Here is a 15,461-nt window from a genome sequence, read left to right as displayed (position 1 = left end):
TAATGAATAAAGGGAAATCAGCGATTAGGAGAGATCGCCTTTTCTTTGCCTCGGGCTTTGTTACCCTGTAACGATATATCCTACAGGAGGTGACGATGTTTATGACCCGCTTTCCGGCTCTGCCAGAAAAGACGCTGGCAGCAGTGAACGCCCTGGGGCGCTGGCTGGCGCAAAATGAGTTCGACGGTAAACCGCTCCCTGCTCAGGCCGACTGCATCATTCTGGCAGGCAATGCGGTAATGCCCACGATTGACGCTGCCTGTGAGCTGGCTGCAGCCCATAAGTTACCGCTGGTCATCAGCGGCGGCATCGGCCACTCCACGTCCTTCCTCTATTCGGCGATTGCCCGCCACCCGCGCTATAACAAGGTGCGCACCACCGGACGTACTGAGGCGGCCATTATTGGTGATATCGCCCGTCAGTTCTGGAAAATTCCGCCCGAGAAACTGATCATGGAGGAGCGGTCAACCAACTGCGGGGAAAACGCCCGTTTCTCTCTGGCACTGCTTCGCGATCGCGGTATTCCGCTAAATACGCTGGTGATCGTACAGGACCCCACCATGCAGCGACGAACGATGGCTACCTTCGCCCGCGTGCTGGCGGACAACCACAGCGACACCTTCTGTGTCAGCTACCCTGGCTTTACGCCGATACTCGAGAACGGTAGCCATGGCCTGCGCTTCCAGCCCAAGAGCGACGGGCTCTGGCCTATCGATCGCTATTTGTCGCTGATCCCCGGCGAGCTGGCTCGGCTGCGCGATGACAGCCAGGGCTATGGCCCGAACGGACGCGATTTTATTGTTCACGTTGATATACCTGATGAGATTGCGCACGCCGGAGAAATGATCCTGGCGGATGAGACGCTCATTCCCACCCTGCAAGCGCGTTCGCTAATATAAAGGGTTGATGTACGGTGCTGTTTATTATGAGTTCACTCACAAATTCCGCCTGTAGCTATGGGAATTATTCAGTACGCCTGTAGATTTTAACAACATATTTACTTGTTAAAAACAATACCATTACAGGAGCAGCGCATGACAGCACCCGTACAGCACCCAATGTATATTGATGGTCAGTTTGTCACCTGGCAGGGCGAGGCCTGGATTGACGTTGTCAACCCGGCGACCGAAGCGCTCATCTCACGCATCCCTGACGGTACGGCGGACGATGCGCGTAAAGCCATCGATGCCGCCGCCCGCGCCCAGCCAGCATGGGAGGCGCTGCCAGCCATTGAGCGTGCCGGGTGGCTGCGGAAAATCGCGGCGGGCATTCGTGAGCAGGCCAGGGAAATCAGCGCCCTGATTGTTGAGGAGGGTGGTAAAATCCAGCAGCTGGCCGAGGTCGAGGTCGCCTTTACCGCTGATTATATCGAGTATATGGCCGAGTGGGCGCGCCGTTACGAAGGTGAGATCCTACAGAGCGACCGCCCCGGCGAGAACATTCTGGTCTTTAAACGCGCGTTAGGCGTCACCACCGGCATCCTGCCGTGGAACTTCCCCTTCTTCCTGATTGCCCGCAAGCTGGCTCCGGCCCTGATAACGGGCAATACCATCGTCATTAAGCCGAGCGAGTTTACGCCTAACAACGCCATCGCCTTTGCCAAAATTGTCGACAGCATTGGCCTGCCGCGCGGCGTGTTTAACCTGGTGCTTGGCCGCGGAGAGACCGTCGGCCAGGAGCTGGCGGGTAACCCGAAAGTGGCGATGGTCAGCATGACCGGCAGCGTCGGGGCCGGGGAGAAGATCATGGCGGCGGCGGCGAAAAATATCACCAAGGTGTGCCTGGAGCTGGGTGGTAAAGCGCCTGCCATCGTGATGGACGATGCCGATCTGGAGCTGGCGGTGAAAGCTATCGTTGACTCACGGGTGATCAATACCGGGCAGGTCTGTAACTGCGCCGAACGCGTCTACGTCCAGAAGGGCATCTACGATCGCTTCGTTAACCGCCTGGGCGAGGCGATGAATGCCGTTGAGTATGGCGATCCTGCTACCCGCAACGACATTGCGATGGGGCCGCTGATCAACGCCGCCGCGCTGGCCCGCGTTGAGCAGAAGGTAGCCGGTGCCGTAGAGCAGGGAGCGAAGATTGCGCTCGGTGGTAAAGCGGTAGAGGGCAGTGGCTATTTCTATCCGCCGACGCTGCTGCTGGACGTGCGTCAGGATATGACCATTATGCATGAGGAGACCTTCGGCCCGGTGCTGCCGGTGGTGGTCTTTGATACCCTGGAAGAGGCGCTGGAGATGGCTAATGACAGCGAGTATGGGTTGACCTCCTCGATCTATACGCAAAACCTCAATACCGCCATGAAAGCGATCAAGGGGCTGAAGTTTGGCGAGACCTACGTTAACCGCGAGAACTTTGAGGCGATGCAGGGGTTCCATGCTGGCTGGCGTAAATCCGGTATCGGTGGTGCCGACGGACGGCATGGCCTGAACGAGTATCTGCAAACGCAGGTGGTCTATCTGCAATCCTGAATGACTCGGTCAGGGAAAAATTAATGCACTTTTAATCAAAGCCCGGTATGTTTGCTTTTTTATTGTTTTAGATAAGGAAAATCTGATGCGCAGCAAATATTCCGGGTTACAAATAACCATTCACTGGCTGGTATTTTTGCTGGTGGTAGTAGCCTACTGCGCGATGGAGTTTCGCGGGTTTTTCCCCCGTAGCGACCGTCCGCTGATCAATATGGTGCACGTCTCCTGTGGGATCTCCATTCTGGTGCTGATGGTGGCGCGTCTGCTGGTACGCCTGAAATATCCCGCGCCGCTGATTACCCCAAAACCGAAGGCGATGATGACCGGGCTGGCGCATCTCGGACATTTGATTATCACTCTTCTGTTTATCGCCCTGCCGATTATCGGCCTGCTGATGATGTGGAATCGCGGTAATAACTGGTTTGCCTTCGGTATCACGATGCCCCACGCCAGCGAAGCAAACTTCGATCTGGTGGATACCCTGAAAAGCTGGCACGTTACCCTGGCGACGCTGGGCTACTACGCGATCGGCCTGCACGCCGCCGCCGCGCTGGTGCATCACTACGTCTGGAAAGACGATACGCTGCTGCGCATGATGCCAGGCAAGCGGCGCTAGCAAGGGGGCCGGGGTGAGTCATTACTCTACAGGCTCGATCATCTCCGGCCCCTGATTTTTAATGTTTCCCACCGCCCGGGTGACCGGGTGCCAGATGAACATCTCCGCCGGAACCGCGCCATCTTTGGCGATGTCTTCCGCCTCTTTACCGCTGACCTCCTGCCGCATCCACTCCCGGGCGGCCTCCGGCGTCAGCACCAGCGGCCGCCGATCGTGGATATCAACCAGACCTTTATCTGCCGCGGCAGTAACAATCAGAAAGCCTTCGTTTTCATCACCGCGTTCAAACGGCGCGCTGCCGATGGCCGCCATCAGAATCGGCTGCCCGTCGCTGCGGTGGATAAAGTAAGGCTGTTTTTTGTCGCCCTCTTTTTTCCACTCAAACCAGCCATCGGCAAAGCAGACGGCGCGACCGTGCTGCCATAGCGGCTTGAACATTCTGCTGGTGGCGGCAGTCTCGACGCGAGCGTTAATCAGCGCCGGTTTGTTCCACCAGCCCGGCGCATAGCCCCAGTGAACCGGATCCAGCCCCAGCTTGTCGTCACGCTCGCTCAGTAAAAGCACCTTTGTTCCAGGCGCAACGTTATATCGCCCGATGGGTTCGGGATCGAACGGGATATCGCGTTCTGCGTGATCGGCAAAAAGCGTTAAATACTCTTCGCGTGCCTGCGCCTGAGCAAATCGTCCGCACATATAAGCCTCCTGTTTCAATACAGAGAGTATAGAGGGGGATGCGAGATGACAGCGCCTGGTATATAAATAGCGATTAATACCTACGCCTTTTGTCCATAGCCATTGAGGAGTGCCTGATGCTTGAGCTAAGACCCAACTGTGAGTGCTGCAATAGCGATCTGCTTCCGGATGCTACCGGGGCGCTGATTTGCTCATTTGAGTGTACGTTTTGCGCAAGCTGCGCAGAAAAGATGGCGATGCGCTGCCCGAACTGCGGCGGCGAGCTGGTGCGGAGACCGCGCAGGGCGGCAGAGAAGCTCACCAATAACCCTGCCGCCACTGCACGCATTTTTAAACCTGAAGGCTGCGCGTGACATGATGGGTTTAAAAACAGCAGGCCGGAACCGCGCCTGCTGGTAGAGATACATGCTTAATTTAAAGAGGGGATAGATAAAGATTCTAGCTTGATAACAAAGTGGTTATTAGATCGCTTTATCTCTGCACCCTTACTTCCATACTCGTCGGCAATCTGGAAAAAAGCATCGGTATCAATGTCGAAATCCAGCTCAACCTCCCGGTGTTTACCGGAGTTGAGTAGCTGGTATGCCTGATCAAGATCGTACGCTTTAGCTGTGGCCATCAGACGTCTCCTCTTATTGGTTGCATAACGACCTTAAGTGTACTGGAGTTGTCTACTTTTGCAGCGGAAACCAGAAAATTCTAACGCTGTCGAAGGCATGTCGCATGTGTTCGCGGGCACTGTTCAGTGTCGCTTCACCAAACAGGCGATGACCGGGTTCGGAACTCGCATGAAAGCATGATAGCCGCCTCAAGGCGGCTTTTTTATTATCAATGCCGACGTTCGCAGTAGCACATTACGTTGAGGTCATTTCTTGTAAACATGGGACTGCTAACAAATGAAAACAATGCTTGTAGTGGCAGTAATTATTGGTCTGGTGGGCTGTACGCCCAAATCTGGGTCTGATCAACAGGCGAAGCTCGCGCCGGAGAAACAAATTCTTGCTCCACAGCTTCTGGTGAAAAAGAGGGACAGCGGCGCGGTGGTGATCAAGCGCGATGGGAGCTTTACAGGTAATTCGTGCTTAAGCCGTGTCTATATTAATGGCAAACCGGTAGCCGATTTAGATACCTCACAAGAAGTCATTGTCTATCCAACGCCGGGGGAGTATGTCATTAGTACCTTGCCGAAGGACTTCTGTGCGGGGAGCATGAGCGCCCAGTCTGCGGAGGTGGATGCAGGCACTACACTGACGTTTCGTATCGGATATGCGACAGACGGTGACTTTGGTATCTATCCATCGACCCATTAATTGTAAATGATTAATCAACCCACACTCGTGTGGGTTGATTGTATCAGTCCTATATGTAATTCAATAACTATTTAATTACGATGAGAGATGTTTTTTGATCTCATACGGACATTGTTTAAACTGGCATGAGGAACTATTTAAGCAGGGGCCATTAAAGTCGGGTGAATTTCCAGGACAATGCGTCGTTTTGATAAACCTGGTCCACAACTCAGTATTAAAAGGGAACGCATGTATAATATTGATTTTTTTGAGCCGATCATTGATTGCAAAACCGATATTACTTGTTGAAATAGAGTGTCCAGATCGTAAGAAGAAATCACTTCTGTACCACAATATCAATTTTAAGTTCCGGGATGAGGATACCGCGGCAAAGAAGGTCCCAGTGCCCGGACTGGCTAGCGAGTCGATGATTTTCCATTCCATGTTTTCTCCTTTTGACAACATTGAATCGCAATAATAAAAACGCTTACAGCTGCAAAAACAATAGTCACTGCATGTGACTAAAAATGTAGCAGTTTGAGTTAAGGTGTCAATGATTTTTGTTATACCTTAAATTTCTTTGAAAAAATATCTTTAATTTATAGTGGCTTACAAAGTTACGCATTTCTTTTTGATATAGGACAATTTATGCTGGAAATATAAGGCGGAGCAAACGTTGATGTATGCTGCGTTTCTCTCTACGGGCATCATCTTAGTCTGTTCGTGTGGAACGATCGCGCTACGGGTAGATGTTTCAGAGCAGATAAGAAATGGATTAAAAACTCCGCAAGCTGGGCGGTTGTTTGCCTATATAGCCAATATTTCCGTATAACTCACGTAACAATCACATATGGAAATAGTGTAGTAGAGGAATTATCTTTTTGACGCGGGTTGAAAGATGCCGGGCTTCCTGCGTGATGGTTTATGAAATGCAAATAGGCAGTAAAAATTAACAAAAAATGAGAGCCAGATCCGTGTGCTAATGTAACGAGAAGACATGTGAACTGGCTTACATTTTTGACCTCCGTCACACTCTATAGTTACTGCACGTGAAATTGAGAAACAGTAACGGCTTATGGCATCCCTGAAAGACGTAGCAAAAAAAGCTGGCGTATCTACCGCTACCGTATCACGCGTGCTAAACAATCATCCGGGCGTGATCCCGGAAACGCGCCAGGCGGTACGGGACGCCATGGATTTTCTCTGCTATGTGCCAATGAAAAGCGCCGTACAGCTCAACGGAAAATGTTCTGGTCTGATCGGCGTGGTCCTGCCCAATCTGGTAAATCCGCATTTCTGCGAATTGCTGGCCACCTTTGAAGAGGAGGCCAGATATATTGGCAAATCGGTGATTGTTAAAACGCATCAGAATCAGCCGCAGCAGGATAAACACACTATTCATAGCCTTATCGGAATGGGTATCGATAGCCTGCTGTGGGTGCCCACCGACGCAGAGGCAGAGCTGTCTGAATGGCTCAGCGCCACGAAAATACCCGTCGCCGTGGTGACGCAGGTGTCGCGGTTTTTTCATTCGGTATCTATTAACCAGACCAAAGGGGCAGAGAGTATCGCAGCGCATTTTATCCATACCGGACATACCGCCTTTGGGTTTATCGCTCAGGAGGGCGTAGATAATCGTAAAGTCTCGGCCTACAGCAAGAAAATTACCGGCCATGGACTGCAGCTGGCGCTGGCGCATCAATTCTGGATCGGTAAAGGGGAAGGGGAGAAAACCTCCGGGCATATCCATAACCTGGATGTGATTATCGATAAGCTGAAAAACGATCCGTCTCGCTGTACCTGTCTGCTGGTCTATAACGACGTTGCCGCCTGCTATATTATTGACGGCCTGAAAGCGCAGGGCATAACGGTTCCGGATGATATTGCCATCGCCAGCTTTGATAATACGGTTCTGGCGCAAACTCAAAAAATAACCAGCGTTGCGCAGCCAATAAATGAAATTGCGCACCTGGCGTTTCAGATAGTAAAGAATAAAAACCAACAGGAAAGTATCGATATGGTCGAGATTGTTTCTCGGCTCATTATTCGTGAGAGCAGCGTCAGGCTTACTATCACTACGCTGTGATGAGGTTATTCGCTTTCGCCTGACAAAATTTATTCCTGACATTATACCCGCACGGTACAGGTCTGATGACCTATGCCCGGCGTTTACGACTGCGCAAAAAAGAGGTAGGCCACGCTATGTCTGCAACTATATCGGTAACGACAACACAAAAGCACAGCGTTTATGAGAAGCTGAGCGTGAAAGAAAAGGTGGGATACGGTATGGGAGATGCCGGCTCCTGTATGATCTGGAGCGTGCTGGCTCTCTATTTGACCTGGTTTTATACCGATGTCTATGGGCTGGATGCCGGGGTGGTAGGCACCTTATTTCTGGTGATCCGTATATTCGATGCTTTTAGCGATCCGGTGATGGGGGCCATATGCGATCGTACGGCCTCTCGTTGGGGTAAATTTCGCCCATGGTTATTATGGATGGCAGTGCCCTTTGGATTGGGCGCGGTTGTGATGTTTACCACGCCCGATCTCAGCATGAGCGGCAAAATTATTTATGCCTGGGTGACCTATCTGGTGATGTCGCTTATTTATACCGCGATAAATATCCCGTACTGCTCCGTAGCCGGCGTAATCACCCTCAATCAGAAAGAGCGGCTGGGCTGCCTGTCGTGGCGATTCTTTCTTAACGGGTTGGCGACGCTGATTGTTTCTTCGTCCATTCTGCCGCTGACGGAATGGCTGGGAAAGGGCGATCGCGCCTCGGGTTTTCAGCTGACCATGATGATTATGGGCGGGGCGGCGACTTTGATGTTCCTGTTCTGCTTCGCCAGCATTAAAGAGCGCGTGGTGTCGGTTAAAGCCAATGACTCATTGATGCGGGATTTAAAAGATATCATCAAAAATGACCAGTGGTTACTGATGATCTCCATTACCTTCCTTAACGTTTTTCCGGCATTTATTCGCGGGGCGGTGACCATCTACTACGCTACCTATGTGATGCACGCTTCGGTGGGATTTGTCACCTTTTTTATGGCGCTGGGCGTTGCCTGTAATATGCTCGGCAGCGTGATTGCCAAGCCGCTCACCGACCGCTTTGATAAAATAAAGCTGTTTCGCATTATCAATATTATTCTCGGGGTTCTGTCGTTCGCGCTGTGGTTTGTTGATCCGCAATCGCTGACGCCGCTGTTATCCCTGTTTATCGTCATTAATATTCTGCATTTGATCCAGTCTGGCCCTATTTTGTGGGCCATGATGTCCGACGTAGATGATTATGGTGACTGGAAATACGGCAAGCGGCTGACCGGCATCTCATTTGCAGGCAATCTGTTTATGCTAAAAATGGGCCTGGCCGTTGCTGGCGCCATCGTCGCCTGGATCCTCTCATTTACCGGCTATGTCGCTAACCAGCCGCAGCAAAACCCGCAAACCCTTCAGGGCATAATTATCATGTTCTCGTTACTACCGATGGTGAGTTATTTCATCAGCGCCTGGATGGTACGTTATTTCAAACTCGATAATCAGCTGCTCGAAAAAATCAAAGTCGACCTGGCAAAGCGTGAACTTTCTGTTATTTAAAGGAGGATGTACCGATGACGAGTCCCAACCATTACGATGTAACCCAGTGGCATACCGGCAATCCCTATAGCGATATTGGTGAGGTAATTAACAGCATCATCAGCGATATTAAACGTCGGCAAACGCAAAATGACAGTAACGGCGGCGGTAAGCCTGGCGCGGTGATCTCTATTCCGCCCGGCGACTACCACCTCACCACCCAGGTAGTGATTGATATCAGCTATCTGAAAATCATGGGCGCGGGGCATGGCTTCACCTCGTCCAGCATCCGCTTTAACGCGCCGGAAAATGAGTGGCCAAACTGGCATGAGATCTGGCCAGGCGGCAGCCGGATCCTGGTCGATATCGCCGCAGGCGTCGGCGAAGAGGAGCATGCTGGGGCAGCTTTCTACGTTGAACGCAGCGGTGAGCCACGCGTTAGCGCAGTGGAGTTTTCCGGCTTCTGCATTGATGGTCTGCACTTTGTCGATGACGGACTGGGGCATAACGATCCGGAAAATAGCTATGTGAACGGCAAAACGGGTATCTATATCGCCAGCGCCCAGGATTCGTTCCGTATCACCGGCATGGGCTTTGTTTACCTTGAGCACGGCATCACCATCTACAACGCTGACGCGCTCTCGGTGCACGATAATTTTATTGCTGAATGCGGTAACTGCGTAGAGCTACGCGGCGCGGGTCAGGCTTCCAAAATTACCGATAACCTGATGGGGGCTGGCTACAAAGGCTTCACCATCTCCGCCGAGAATTTTGGCGGACTGCTGATTGCTGCAAACAACATCTTTCCCCGCGGGAAAAGCAGCGTGCACTTTGCAGGGGTAGCGCGGTCAAGCGTCACCGGCAATCGCTTCCACTCCTTCTATCCAGGCATGATTATCCTGGAGGGTAGCTGTACGGAAAACCTGATTTCAGCCAACCATCTCTTGCGCGACCGGGAGCCATGGCCGCCTATGCAGGGCTATGATAATGGCCTCGATGACACCTTTGGTATTGTGCATATCAATGGCGATAACAACTCGGTGATCGGTAATCATATTTCAGCATCCCTGGAAACGCTGCACATCACACCGCCCGGCGCAACGCCGGTGATCGTTCATATTGTTACGGGCCGGGGGAATTACATTTCGGGTAATCACATCGTTGCAACCCGCGAACCCACTGATGTGCAGAGTGCTGAGGCAGGATCGTGCTTTACAACGCAGGTGGGGGCGTTACTGGCAACGGAGCGGCGAGTGGCGCATGAAATTACTGCCGTGCTGATTGCACCTGCCGCGACGCATAATACTGTGCTTGATTCGGGCTGCGAGTCGCAGGTAAGCCTGGATAAAAGCCTCAATGCGTTCAGGGCTACGCCAGAACCAGTACGCCCTCTTTAATAGCTGAAACGATAAAGCAAAACCTTCTTAAACCCGCATTTTTCACGCAACGATGCGGGTTTTTTGCATATTTTATGCGATCTCGTCCGCAGAGTTTCCCTTGAAAATGTGACCTTTCTCATCAGGTGAACCTCGTCACATTTCTTTAACCTGCAAATCAGTAGATTTTCCCGCGACACGTAATAATCGATTCAGCAAAAAGGAAAAACAATGAAAATCAAACTGGCGTTAACGGTGCTTGCTCTGCTGGTCTCTGGTCAAGCGGCGGCTAAAACCTGGGTGCTGACCAACGCTGAACAGGGCATGGATAAAGGAAACTGGAAGATTTCAAGCAGTGAGCTGAACATTAAAGATAAGCCGTTCAGCATTGAGCAGAAAGTGCTGCATGGTGGTAAGCAGGAGGGGAGTAAAATTCTCGTCATCGCCAGTCAGAATGGGCTTACTATTACGCTGAGCCCAACGCGCGGTATGAACCTGCTGCGCATTGAAGGCTTTGGCGCAAAAATGGGCTGGGATTCACCGGTGAAAGAGGTGGTCAATCCGGCGTTTATCAATCTGGAGAGCCGCAACGGACTGGGCTGGCTGGAAGGTTTCAATGAAATGATGGTGCGCTGCGGCTATGAGTGGACAGGGCATCCGGTCACTGCGGATGGACAGATCTATACCCTGCACGGAAAAGCAGGCAATACCCCCGCCTCGCAGGTGGAGGTCGAGGTAGCTGATGCGGCACCGCATGAGATCCGTATTCGTGGCCTGGTTAAAGAGAGCACCTTCAAGAAGGCCGATTTGCAGACCATGACCGAGCTGCGCTATGTACCCGGCAGCAACAGCTTTAGCCTGCATGATGTGCTGACTAACCACGCTGACTATCCGCATGATTACCAGATTATCTACCACAGTAACTTCGGGATGCCGATCCTCGAAGAGGGGGCACGATTCCTTGCACCGATGTCCAGCATCAGTCCGTTTAACGACTATGCCAAAGCGGGCCTGAAGACATGGCAGACCTACGCCGGCCCAACCAAGGGCTTCGATGAGATGGTGTTTAACATCCAGCCGCTCTCCGGAGAGGATCATCAGACCGTGGCGGCAGTGGTGAATAAGGCGGGTGACAAGGGAGCCTCTATCCAGTTCGACACTCGCCAGCTGCCGGTGCTGACGCTATGGAAAAATACCGATACCGTTAAACAGGGCTACGTCACCGGGATTGAGCCGGGTACTAGCTATGCCTATCCGGTCACTATTGAACGCGAGCAGAAACGCGTCAAGCAGCTGCAGCCGGGTGCCAGCACGCAATTTGATTTGACCTATACCTTGCTGCACAGCAGCGAGCAGGTGGCGGACGTCGAGAAGAAGATTGCTGCTATCCAGGGTGAGACAAAAATCGAAGAGAACGCTACGCCGATAGCGAAAGAGTAATCTGCCCGTCGCGCTCCCGGACGGTGCTTCCGGGAGCGTAGTGCTACAGCGATTCGCGCAGCAGCAGCGGGCTTTCGACGCGAATGGTATCGCTGTGCGTTTCCTGATTGATGATATGCAGCGCGCTCAGGCGGCCAATATCGTAGTGCGGTAGCTGTACCGTCGACAGCGACGGAAAAAACAGATCGCCAATGCCCACCATATTGTCGTAGCCCATTACCGCGACGTCCTGTGGGATACGTAGCCCCTGGCTAAGCAGCGTCTGGTAAACCATAAACGCAATGCGATCGTTACCGCAGATCACAGCGTCAAACAGCGGCTTGCCGTGACGAATATGCGCCAGCAGCTGGGCGGGCATATCGCGGTAGTGCTCATCGCCGAACTGCATATAGACATGGTCAAGCGTATCGGGATCGACGTTGGCTTCGCGGCAGGCGCGCTCCAGTCCCTGGCGGCGGCGAATGGTCGCCAGATGCCTCTCGGGTAGGTGCAGGCAGAGCGGGCGACGATAGCCTGCGGCCAGCAGCGCCTTTACCGCGGTGTACTGACCCTGTTCATCATCCGGAATATAGCTCGCCACCGGCTCGTGCAGGCTTTCACAGTTTGCCAACACACAGGGCAGGGTGAGCAGCTTGGCGGGCAGCGGTACCTGCCGTAGCCCCATGGTGGTAAAGATAATGCCGTCCGGACGGTGAGAGAGCAGCAGATCCACCATGGTCTCCGGGCTATCGTCGGAAAACATGTTGACCACAAAACTGTTCCAGCCGTGGGCGCGGGCGGTCTCTTCGATAGAGAGCGTGATCTCGACCGAAAACGGGGTCGTCACGGTATCCAGCGCCAGCACGCCAATGGTGCTCGGCGAAGCATGGGCGCCACGGATCTTTTTGGCTGACAAATCCGGCACGTAGTTGGTCTGCGCAATGGCCTGCTGCACCCGAGCCAGGGTTTCAGGTTTCAGCCGCTCCGGGCTGTTCAGCGCCCGGGAGACGGTCATCAGCGATACGTTTGCCAGCTTTGCCACATCTTTCAGGGACGCCATGTGTCTTACTCCATCATTGCCATGTTGCGTGAGACAGTATAACTAAGTTGCTGATGTAAAAGGATCATACGCTATTGTTTCTCTTTGATGTTGCAGGTTGTACAACTGAAATGTTGATCGCGATCTCATCTTTATTATGTTAACGTTAACTTTTGTGATTAACATCATGAATCTTAGCAAAATGGCGTGAGGATATTCTTTTGTTAACGTTACCATCAAGGCATTACTCCAACATGAGATCGCCATGATGAAAACCCATCATTCTCACAGTTACCCGTTACTCAGTGCCTTGCTGTTCTTCTTTTTTGTTACCTGGTCCTCCTCAGGCTCGTTACTTTCTATTTGGCTGCATCAGGAAGTCGGGCTAAAAGCAGGGGATACGGGGATTATTTTTGCAGTGCTGTCGGTCTCGGCGCTGTTTGCCCAGATCTGTTACGGCTTTATTCAGGACAAACTCGGCCTGCGCAAGCATCTGCTGTGGTATCTCACCACGATGCTGATCCTCTCTGGCCCGGCCTATCTGCTGTTTGGGCATCTGCTGAAGATCAACATCCTGCTCGGCAGCGTGTTTGGCGGCATTTTTATTGGTCTGACCTTTAACGGCGGGATCGGCGTGCTGGAGTCCTATACCGAGCGCGTGGCGCGTCAGAGCCAGTTTGAATTCGGCAAAGCGCGAATGTGGGGCTCGCTGGGCTGGGCGGTGGCAACGTTTTTCGCCGGGCTGCTGTTTAACATTGATCCAAAGCTGAACTTTGCGGTGGCCAGCTGCTCCGGACTGGTGTTTCTGCTGCTGCTGGCCCGGCTGCGGGTCTCCTCTGCGCCCCATGCCATGCAGGAAGCGGTGGCGGGGGGCAAAGTCACGCTGCAGGATGCGCTGCGTCTGCTGACTCTGCCGCGCTTCTGGGCGCTGGTGTTCTTCGTCGTCGGCACCTGTGTTTACGGCGTGTACGATCAGCAATTTCCAGTCTATTTCTCGTCCCAGTTTGCCACGCCGCAGGAAGGCAATGCGATGTATGGCTATCTCAATTCGTTTCAGGTGTTTCTCGAGGCTGCCGGAATGTTTTGTGCCCCATGGCTGGTGAATCGCGTCGGCGCTAAAAATGGCCTGATATTCGCGGGCATGGTGATGGCAATGCGCATGATTGCCTCCGGGCTGGTAGAGGGGCCGCTGCTAATCTCCATTACTAAACTGCTGCACGCCGTCGAGCTGCCGGTGCTGCTGGTGGCGATCTTCAAATACAACAGCCTTAATTTCGATAAGCGCCTCTCATCAACGCTCTATCTGGTGGGCTTCGCCTGCACCAGCTCGGTGATCGCCTCGGTGCTGTCGCCGCTGGCAGGCTACAGCTACGAAAAATATGGCTTCGCCGAATCCTACCTCTTTATGGGACTGCTGGTGTTCGGCATCACCTTTATCTCCATGTTTTTACTGCGATCCAACAATGCTTCGGCGGATCCGCAGGTACCACAACTTTCCGCTATCTGACTGACAAGAGTGAAGACTATGACCTACTCAATTGCTGACGCTGAACAGGAACTCTTGGTAAAGCGCGATGCGCTTAACCTGCGCTGGTACCCACGCTACCATCTGGCCGCCAGGGCGGGGTGGATGAACGATCCCAACGGCCTGGTGTGGTTTGACGGCTGGTATCACGCTTTCTACCAGCATCATCCGTACTCCACCCAGTGGGGACCGATGCACTGGGGTCATGCGCGCAGTCAGGATCTGGTTCACTGGGAACATCTGCCGGTGGCGATCGCCCCGGAAGGGCCGGAGGACAAAGACGGCTGCTTTTCCGGCTCGGCGGTAGTGGACGGCGACACGCTGGCGCTGATCTACACCGGGCATAAATTCCACGGTGATGCCGATAACGAAGATAACCTTTACCAGGTGCAGTGCCTGGCAACCAGCCAGGACGGCATCCACTTTACGCGACAGGGCATTGTGGTCGATACACCGCCGGGCGTACATCACTTCCGCGATCCGAAGGTTTGGCGCGAAGGAGAGAGCTGGTACATGATCGTCGGTGCCCGTGCGGGCGAGACCGGGCAGGTGCGGCTGTATCGTTCAGCGGATCTGCGCCAGTGGCAGGAAGAGGGAGTTCTTGATGAAGCCGAGGCCGGGATGGGCTTTATGTGGGAGTGCCCGGACTTCTTCACCCTCGGCGACAAGCGCGTGCTGATGTTCTCCCCGCAGGGGATAGCCGCCCACGGCTTCAAAAACCGCAATCTTTTTCAGAGCGGCTATCTGCTGGGTGACTGGCAGCCTGGGCAGCCGTTTGTCCGCGCCGGTGAGTTTGTCGAAATGGATCACGGCCACGACTTTTATGCCCCGCAGAGCTTCCTGACCCCGGACGGGCGACGCATTGTCATTGGCTGGCTGGATATGTGGGAGTCGCCGCTGCCGGAGCAGCAGGATGGCTGGGCCGGGATGCTGTCCCTGCCGCGCGAGCTTAACCTTAGCGCTGACAACCGGGTACAGATGCGTCCGGCAAAAGAGGTGAAAAGCCTGCGCCAGGGCTGGTATCCGTGGCCGGTCAGCACGCTTAACAATCAGCAAATTAGCGTGGCGGAGAACGCCGGGGCGATGGAAGTGGTGCTGAACTGGAAAGGCGCGGAGAGTGATGCCGAACAGTACGGCCTGAGTCTGGGAGACGGCCTGCGCATCTATGTCGATGCGCAGATGCAGCGCCTGGTGCTGGAGCGTCGCTATCCACAGCACGGTCTATGCGGGACGCGCAGCGTGCCGTTAACCCTCGACCACGATCTCCACCTGCGCGTGTTTATAGACAGCTCGTCCGTTGAAGTCTTTGTCAATGATGGCGAGGCGTGTCTCAGCAGCCGTATATATCCGGATGCCAACCAACGGGATTTACGCCTATTCGCCTGGAGCGGTAGCGCGTCACTGTCCGATGGCGGAGCCTGGCAGCTTGAATAAATAAGATAAGCGTCTGGAAT

14 protein-coding genes are annotated in these 15,461 nt (G+C 53.4%); 11 read left to right on the top strand and 3 right to left on the bottom strand.

Features of this window, described 5'->3' with window-relative positions:
* Nucleotides 1–95: 95 nt before the first annotated feature.
* From NR795_RS06810 to cybB, 3 genes are all read left to right on the top strand, one after another.
* Nucleotides 96–899: a YdcF family protein gene (locus NR795_RS06810; protein WP_257757665.1), complete on the top strand. Its 804-nt coding sequence runs from the start codon at nt 96–98 to the stop codon at nt 897–899.
* Between the two features lie 135 nt (nt 900–1,034).
* Nucleotides 1,035–2,474: an aldehyde dehydrogenase gene (gene aldA / locus NR795_RS06805; protein WP_144815409.1), complete on the top strand. Its 1,440-nt coding sequence runs from the start codon at nt 1,035–1,037 to the stop codon at nt 2,472–2,474.
* An 85-nt stretch (nt 2,475–2,559) separates the two neighbouring features.
* A complete protein-coding gene (cybB, locus tag NR795_RS06800; RefSeq protein ID WP_257757664.1) occupies nt 2,560–3,090 on the top strand; it encodes a cytochrome b561 in 531 nt (176 codons plus the stop codon).
* 21 nt (nt 3,091–3,111) lie between these two features.
* On the opposite strand, the gene NR795_RS06795 is transcribed toward cybB, so the two are convergent.
* Entirely contained in the window at nt 3,112–3,783 is a 672-nt protein-coding gene (locus NR795_RS06795) for an SOS response-associated peptidase (RefSeq protein ID WP_144815414.1), read from the bottom strand.
* A 116-nt stretch (nt 3,784–3,899) separates the two neighbouring features.
* Between NR795_RS06795 and NR795_RS06790 the strand changes: the two genes are divergently transcribed.
* A complete protein-coding gene (locus NR795_RS06790; protein ID WP_144815416.1) occupies nt 3,900–4,136 on the top strand; it encodes a DUF1272 domain-containing protein in 237 nt (78 codons plus the stop codon).
* Between the two features lie 56 nt (nt 4,137–4,192).
* On the opposite strand, the gene NR795_RS06785 is transcribed toward NR795_RS06790, so the two are convergent.
* Complete coding sequence (locus NR795_RS06785; protein ID WP_144815419.1) at nt 4,193–4,402, bottom strand: hypothetical protein; 210 nt, start codon at nt 4,400–4,402, stop codon at nt 4,193–4,195.
* A gap of 277 nt (nt 4,403–4,679) precedes the next feature.
* On the opposite strand from NR795_RS06785, the gene NR795_RS06780 reads away from it, so the two are divergent.
* The 5 genes from NR795_RS06780 to NR795_RS06760 all read left to right on the top strand — a co-directional run bounded on the left by NR795_RS06780 (nt 4,680) and on the right by NR795_RS06760 (nt 11,464).
* Nucleotides 4,680–5,093, top strand: a complete 414-nt coding sequence (locus NR795_RS06780; protein ID WP_257757662.1) for a hypothetical protein — start codon at nt 4,680–4,682, stop codon at nt 5,091–5,093.
* 1,054 nt (nt 5,094–6,147) lie between these two features.
* A complete protein-coding gene (locus NR795_RS06775) occupies nt 6,148–7,158 on the top strand; it encodes a LacI family DNA-binding transcriptional regulator (protein WP_144815427.1) in 1,011 nt (336 codons plus the stop codon).
* A 116-nt stretch (nt 7,159–7,274) separates the two neighbouring features.
* Nucleotides 7,275–8,669 (top strand): glycoside-pentoside-hexuronide (GPH):cation symporter, encoded by a 1,395-nt coding sequence (locus NR795_RS06770; protein WP_374543922.1) that lies wholly within the window; start codon nt 7,275–7,277, stop codon nt 8,667–8,669.
* Nucleotides 8,670–8,683: 14 nt separating this feature from the next.
* Complete coding sequence (locus NR795_RS06765; protein ID WP_257757661.1) at nt 8,684–10,045, top strand: NosD domain-containing protein; 1,362 nt, start codon at nt 8,684–8,686, stop codon at nt 10,043–10,045.
* Nucleotides 10,046–10,255: 210 nt separating this feature from the next.
* Nucleotides 10,256–11,464, top strand: a complete 1,209-nt coding sequence (locus NR795_RS06760; RefSeq protein WP_257757660.1) for an aldose 1-epimerase family protein — start codon at nt 10,256–10,258, stop codon at nt 11,462–11,464.
* A gap of 43 nt (nt 11,465–11,507) precedes the next feature.
* Here NR795_RS06760 and NR795_RS06755 read toward each other — a convergent pair whose 3' ends face one another.
* Nucleotides 11,508–12,503 (bottom strand): LacI family DNA-binding transcriptional regulator, encoded by a 996-nt coding sequence (locus NR795_RS06755; protein WP_257757658.1) that lies wholly within the window; start codon nt 12,501–12,503, stop codon nt 11,508–11,510.
* Nucleotides 12,504–12,747: 244 nt separating this feature from the next.
* On the opposite strand from NR795_RS06755, the gene NR795_RS06750 reads away from it, so the two are divergent.
* Nucleotides 12,748–13,989, top strand: coding sequence for an MFS transporter (locus tag NR795_RS06750; protein WP_144815437.1), 1,242 nt, complete (start codon nt 12,748–12,750; stop codon nt 13,987–13,989).
* A gap of 18 nt (nt 13,990–14,007) precedes the next feature.
* Nucleotides 14,008–15,441 carry a glycoside hydrolase family 32 protein gene (locus NR795_RS06745; protein ID WP_257757657.1) on the top strand — a complete coding sequence of 478 codons (1,434 nt, stop codon included), beginning with the start codon at nt 14,008–14,010 and terminating at the stop codon, nt 15,439–15,441.
* The last annotated feature ends 20 nt before the right edge of the window (nt 15,442–15,461 follow it).

Origin of the sequence: Pseudescherichia sp. L3 (genome assembly GCF_024656065.1) — a bacterium.
Classification (GTDB): domain Bacteria; phylum Pseudomonadota; class Gammaproteobacteria; order Enterobacterales; family Enterobacteriaceae; genus Pseudescherichia.
Note: the sequence above shows the minus strand (reverse complement) of the source record. Positions and strands in the feature narration are given on the sequence as shown.

Bases quoted from the DNA above. Each gene is read 5' to 3' on its own strand.
- NR795_RS06810 (WP_257757665.1), top strand. From the start codon at position 96: ATGTTTATGACCCGCTTTCCGGCTCTGCCAGAAAAGACGCTGGCAGCA.
- aldA (WP_144815409.1), top strand. From the start codon at position 1,035: ATGACAGCACCCGTACAGCACCCAATGTATATTGATGGTCAGTTTGTC.
- cybB (WP_257757664.1), top strand. From the start codon at position 2,560: ATGCGCAGCAAATATTCCGGGTTACAAATAACCATTCACTGGCTGGTA.
- NR795_RS06795 (WP_144815414.1), bottom strand. From the start codon at position 3,783: ATGTGCGGACGATTTGCTCAGGCGCAGGCACGCGAAGAGTATTTAACG.
- NR795_RS06790 (WP_144815416.1), top strand. From the start codon at position 3,900: ATGCTTGAGCTAAGACCCAACTGTGAGTGCTGCAATAGCGATCTGCTT.
- NR795_RS06785 (WP_144815419.1), bottom strand. From the start codon at position 4,402: ATGGCCACAGCTAAAGCGTACGATCTTGATCAGGCATACCAGCTACTC.
- NR795_RS06780 (WP_257757662.1), top strand. From the start codon at position 4,680: ATGAAAACAATGCTTGTAGTGGCAGTAATTATTGGTCTGGTGGGCTGT.
- NR795_RS06775 (WP_144815427.1), top strand. From the start codon at position 6,148: ATGGCATCCCTGAAAGACGTAGCAAAAAAAGCTGGCGTATCTACCGCT.
- NR795_RS06770 (WP_374543922.1), top strand. From the start codon at position 7,275: ATGTCTGCAACTATATCGGTAACGACAACACAAAAGCACAGCGTTTAT.
- NR795_RS06765 (WP_257757661.1), top strand. From the start codon at position 8,684: ATGACGAGTCCCAACCATTACGATGTAACCCAGTGGCATACCGGCAAT.
- NR795_RS06760 (WP_257757660.1), top strand. From the start codon at position 10,256: ATGAAAATCAAACTGGCGTTAACGGTGCTTGCTCTGCTGGTCTCTGGT.
- NR795_RS06755 (WP_257757658.1), bottom strand. From the start codon at position 12,503: ATGGCGTCCCTGAAAGATGTGGCAAAGCTGGCAAACGTATCGCTGATG.
- NR795_RS06750 (WP_144815437.1), top strand. From the start codon at position 12,748: ATGATGAAAACCCATCATTCTCACAGTTACCCGTTACTCAGTGCCTTG.
- NR795_RS06745 (WP_257757657.1), top strand. From the start codon at position 14,008: ATGACCTACTCAATTGCTGACGCTGAACAGGAACTCTTGGTAAAGCGC.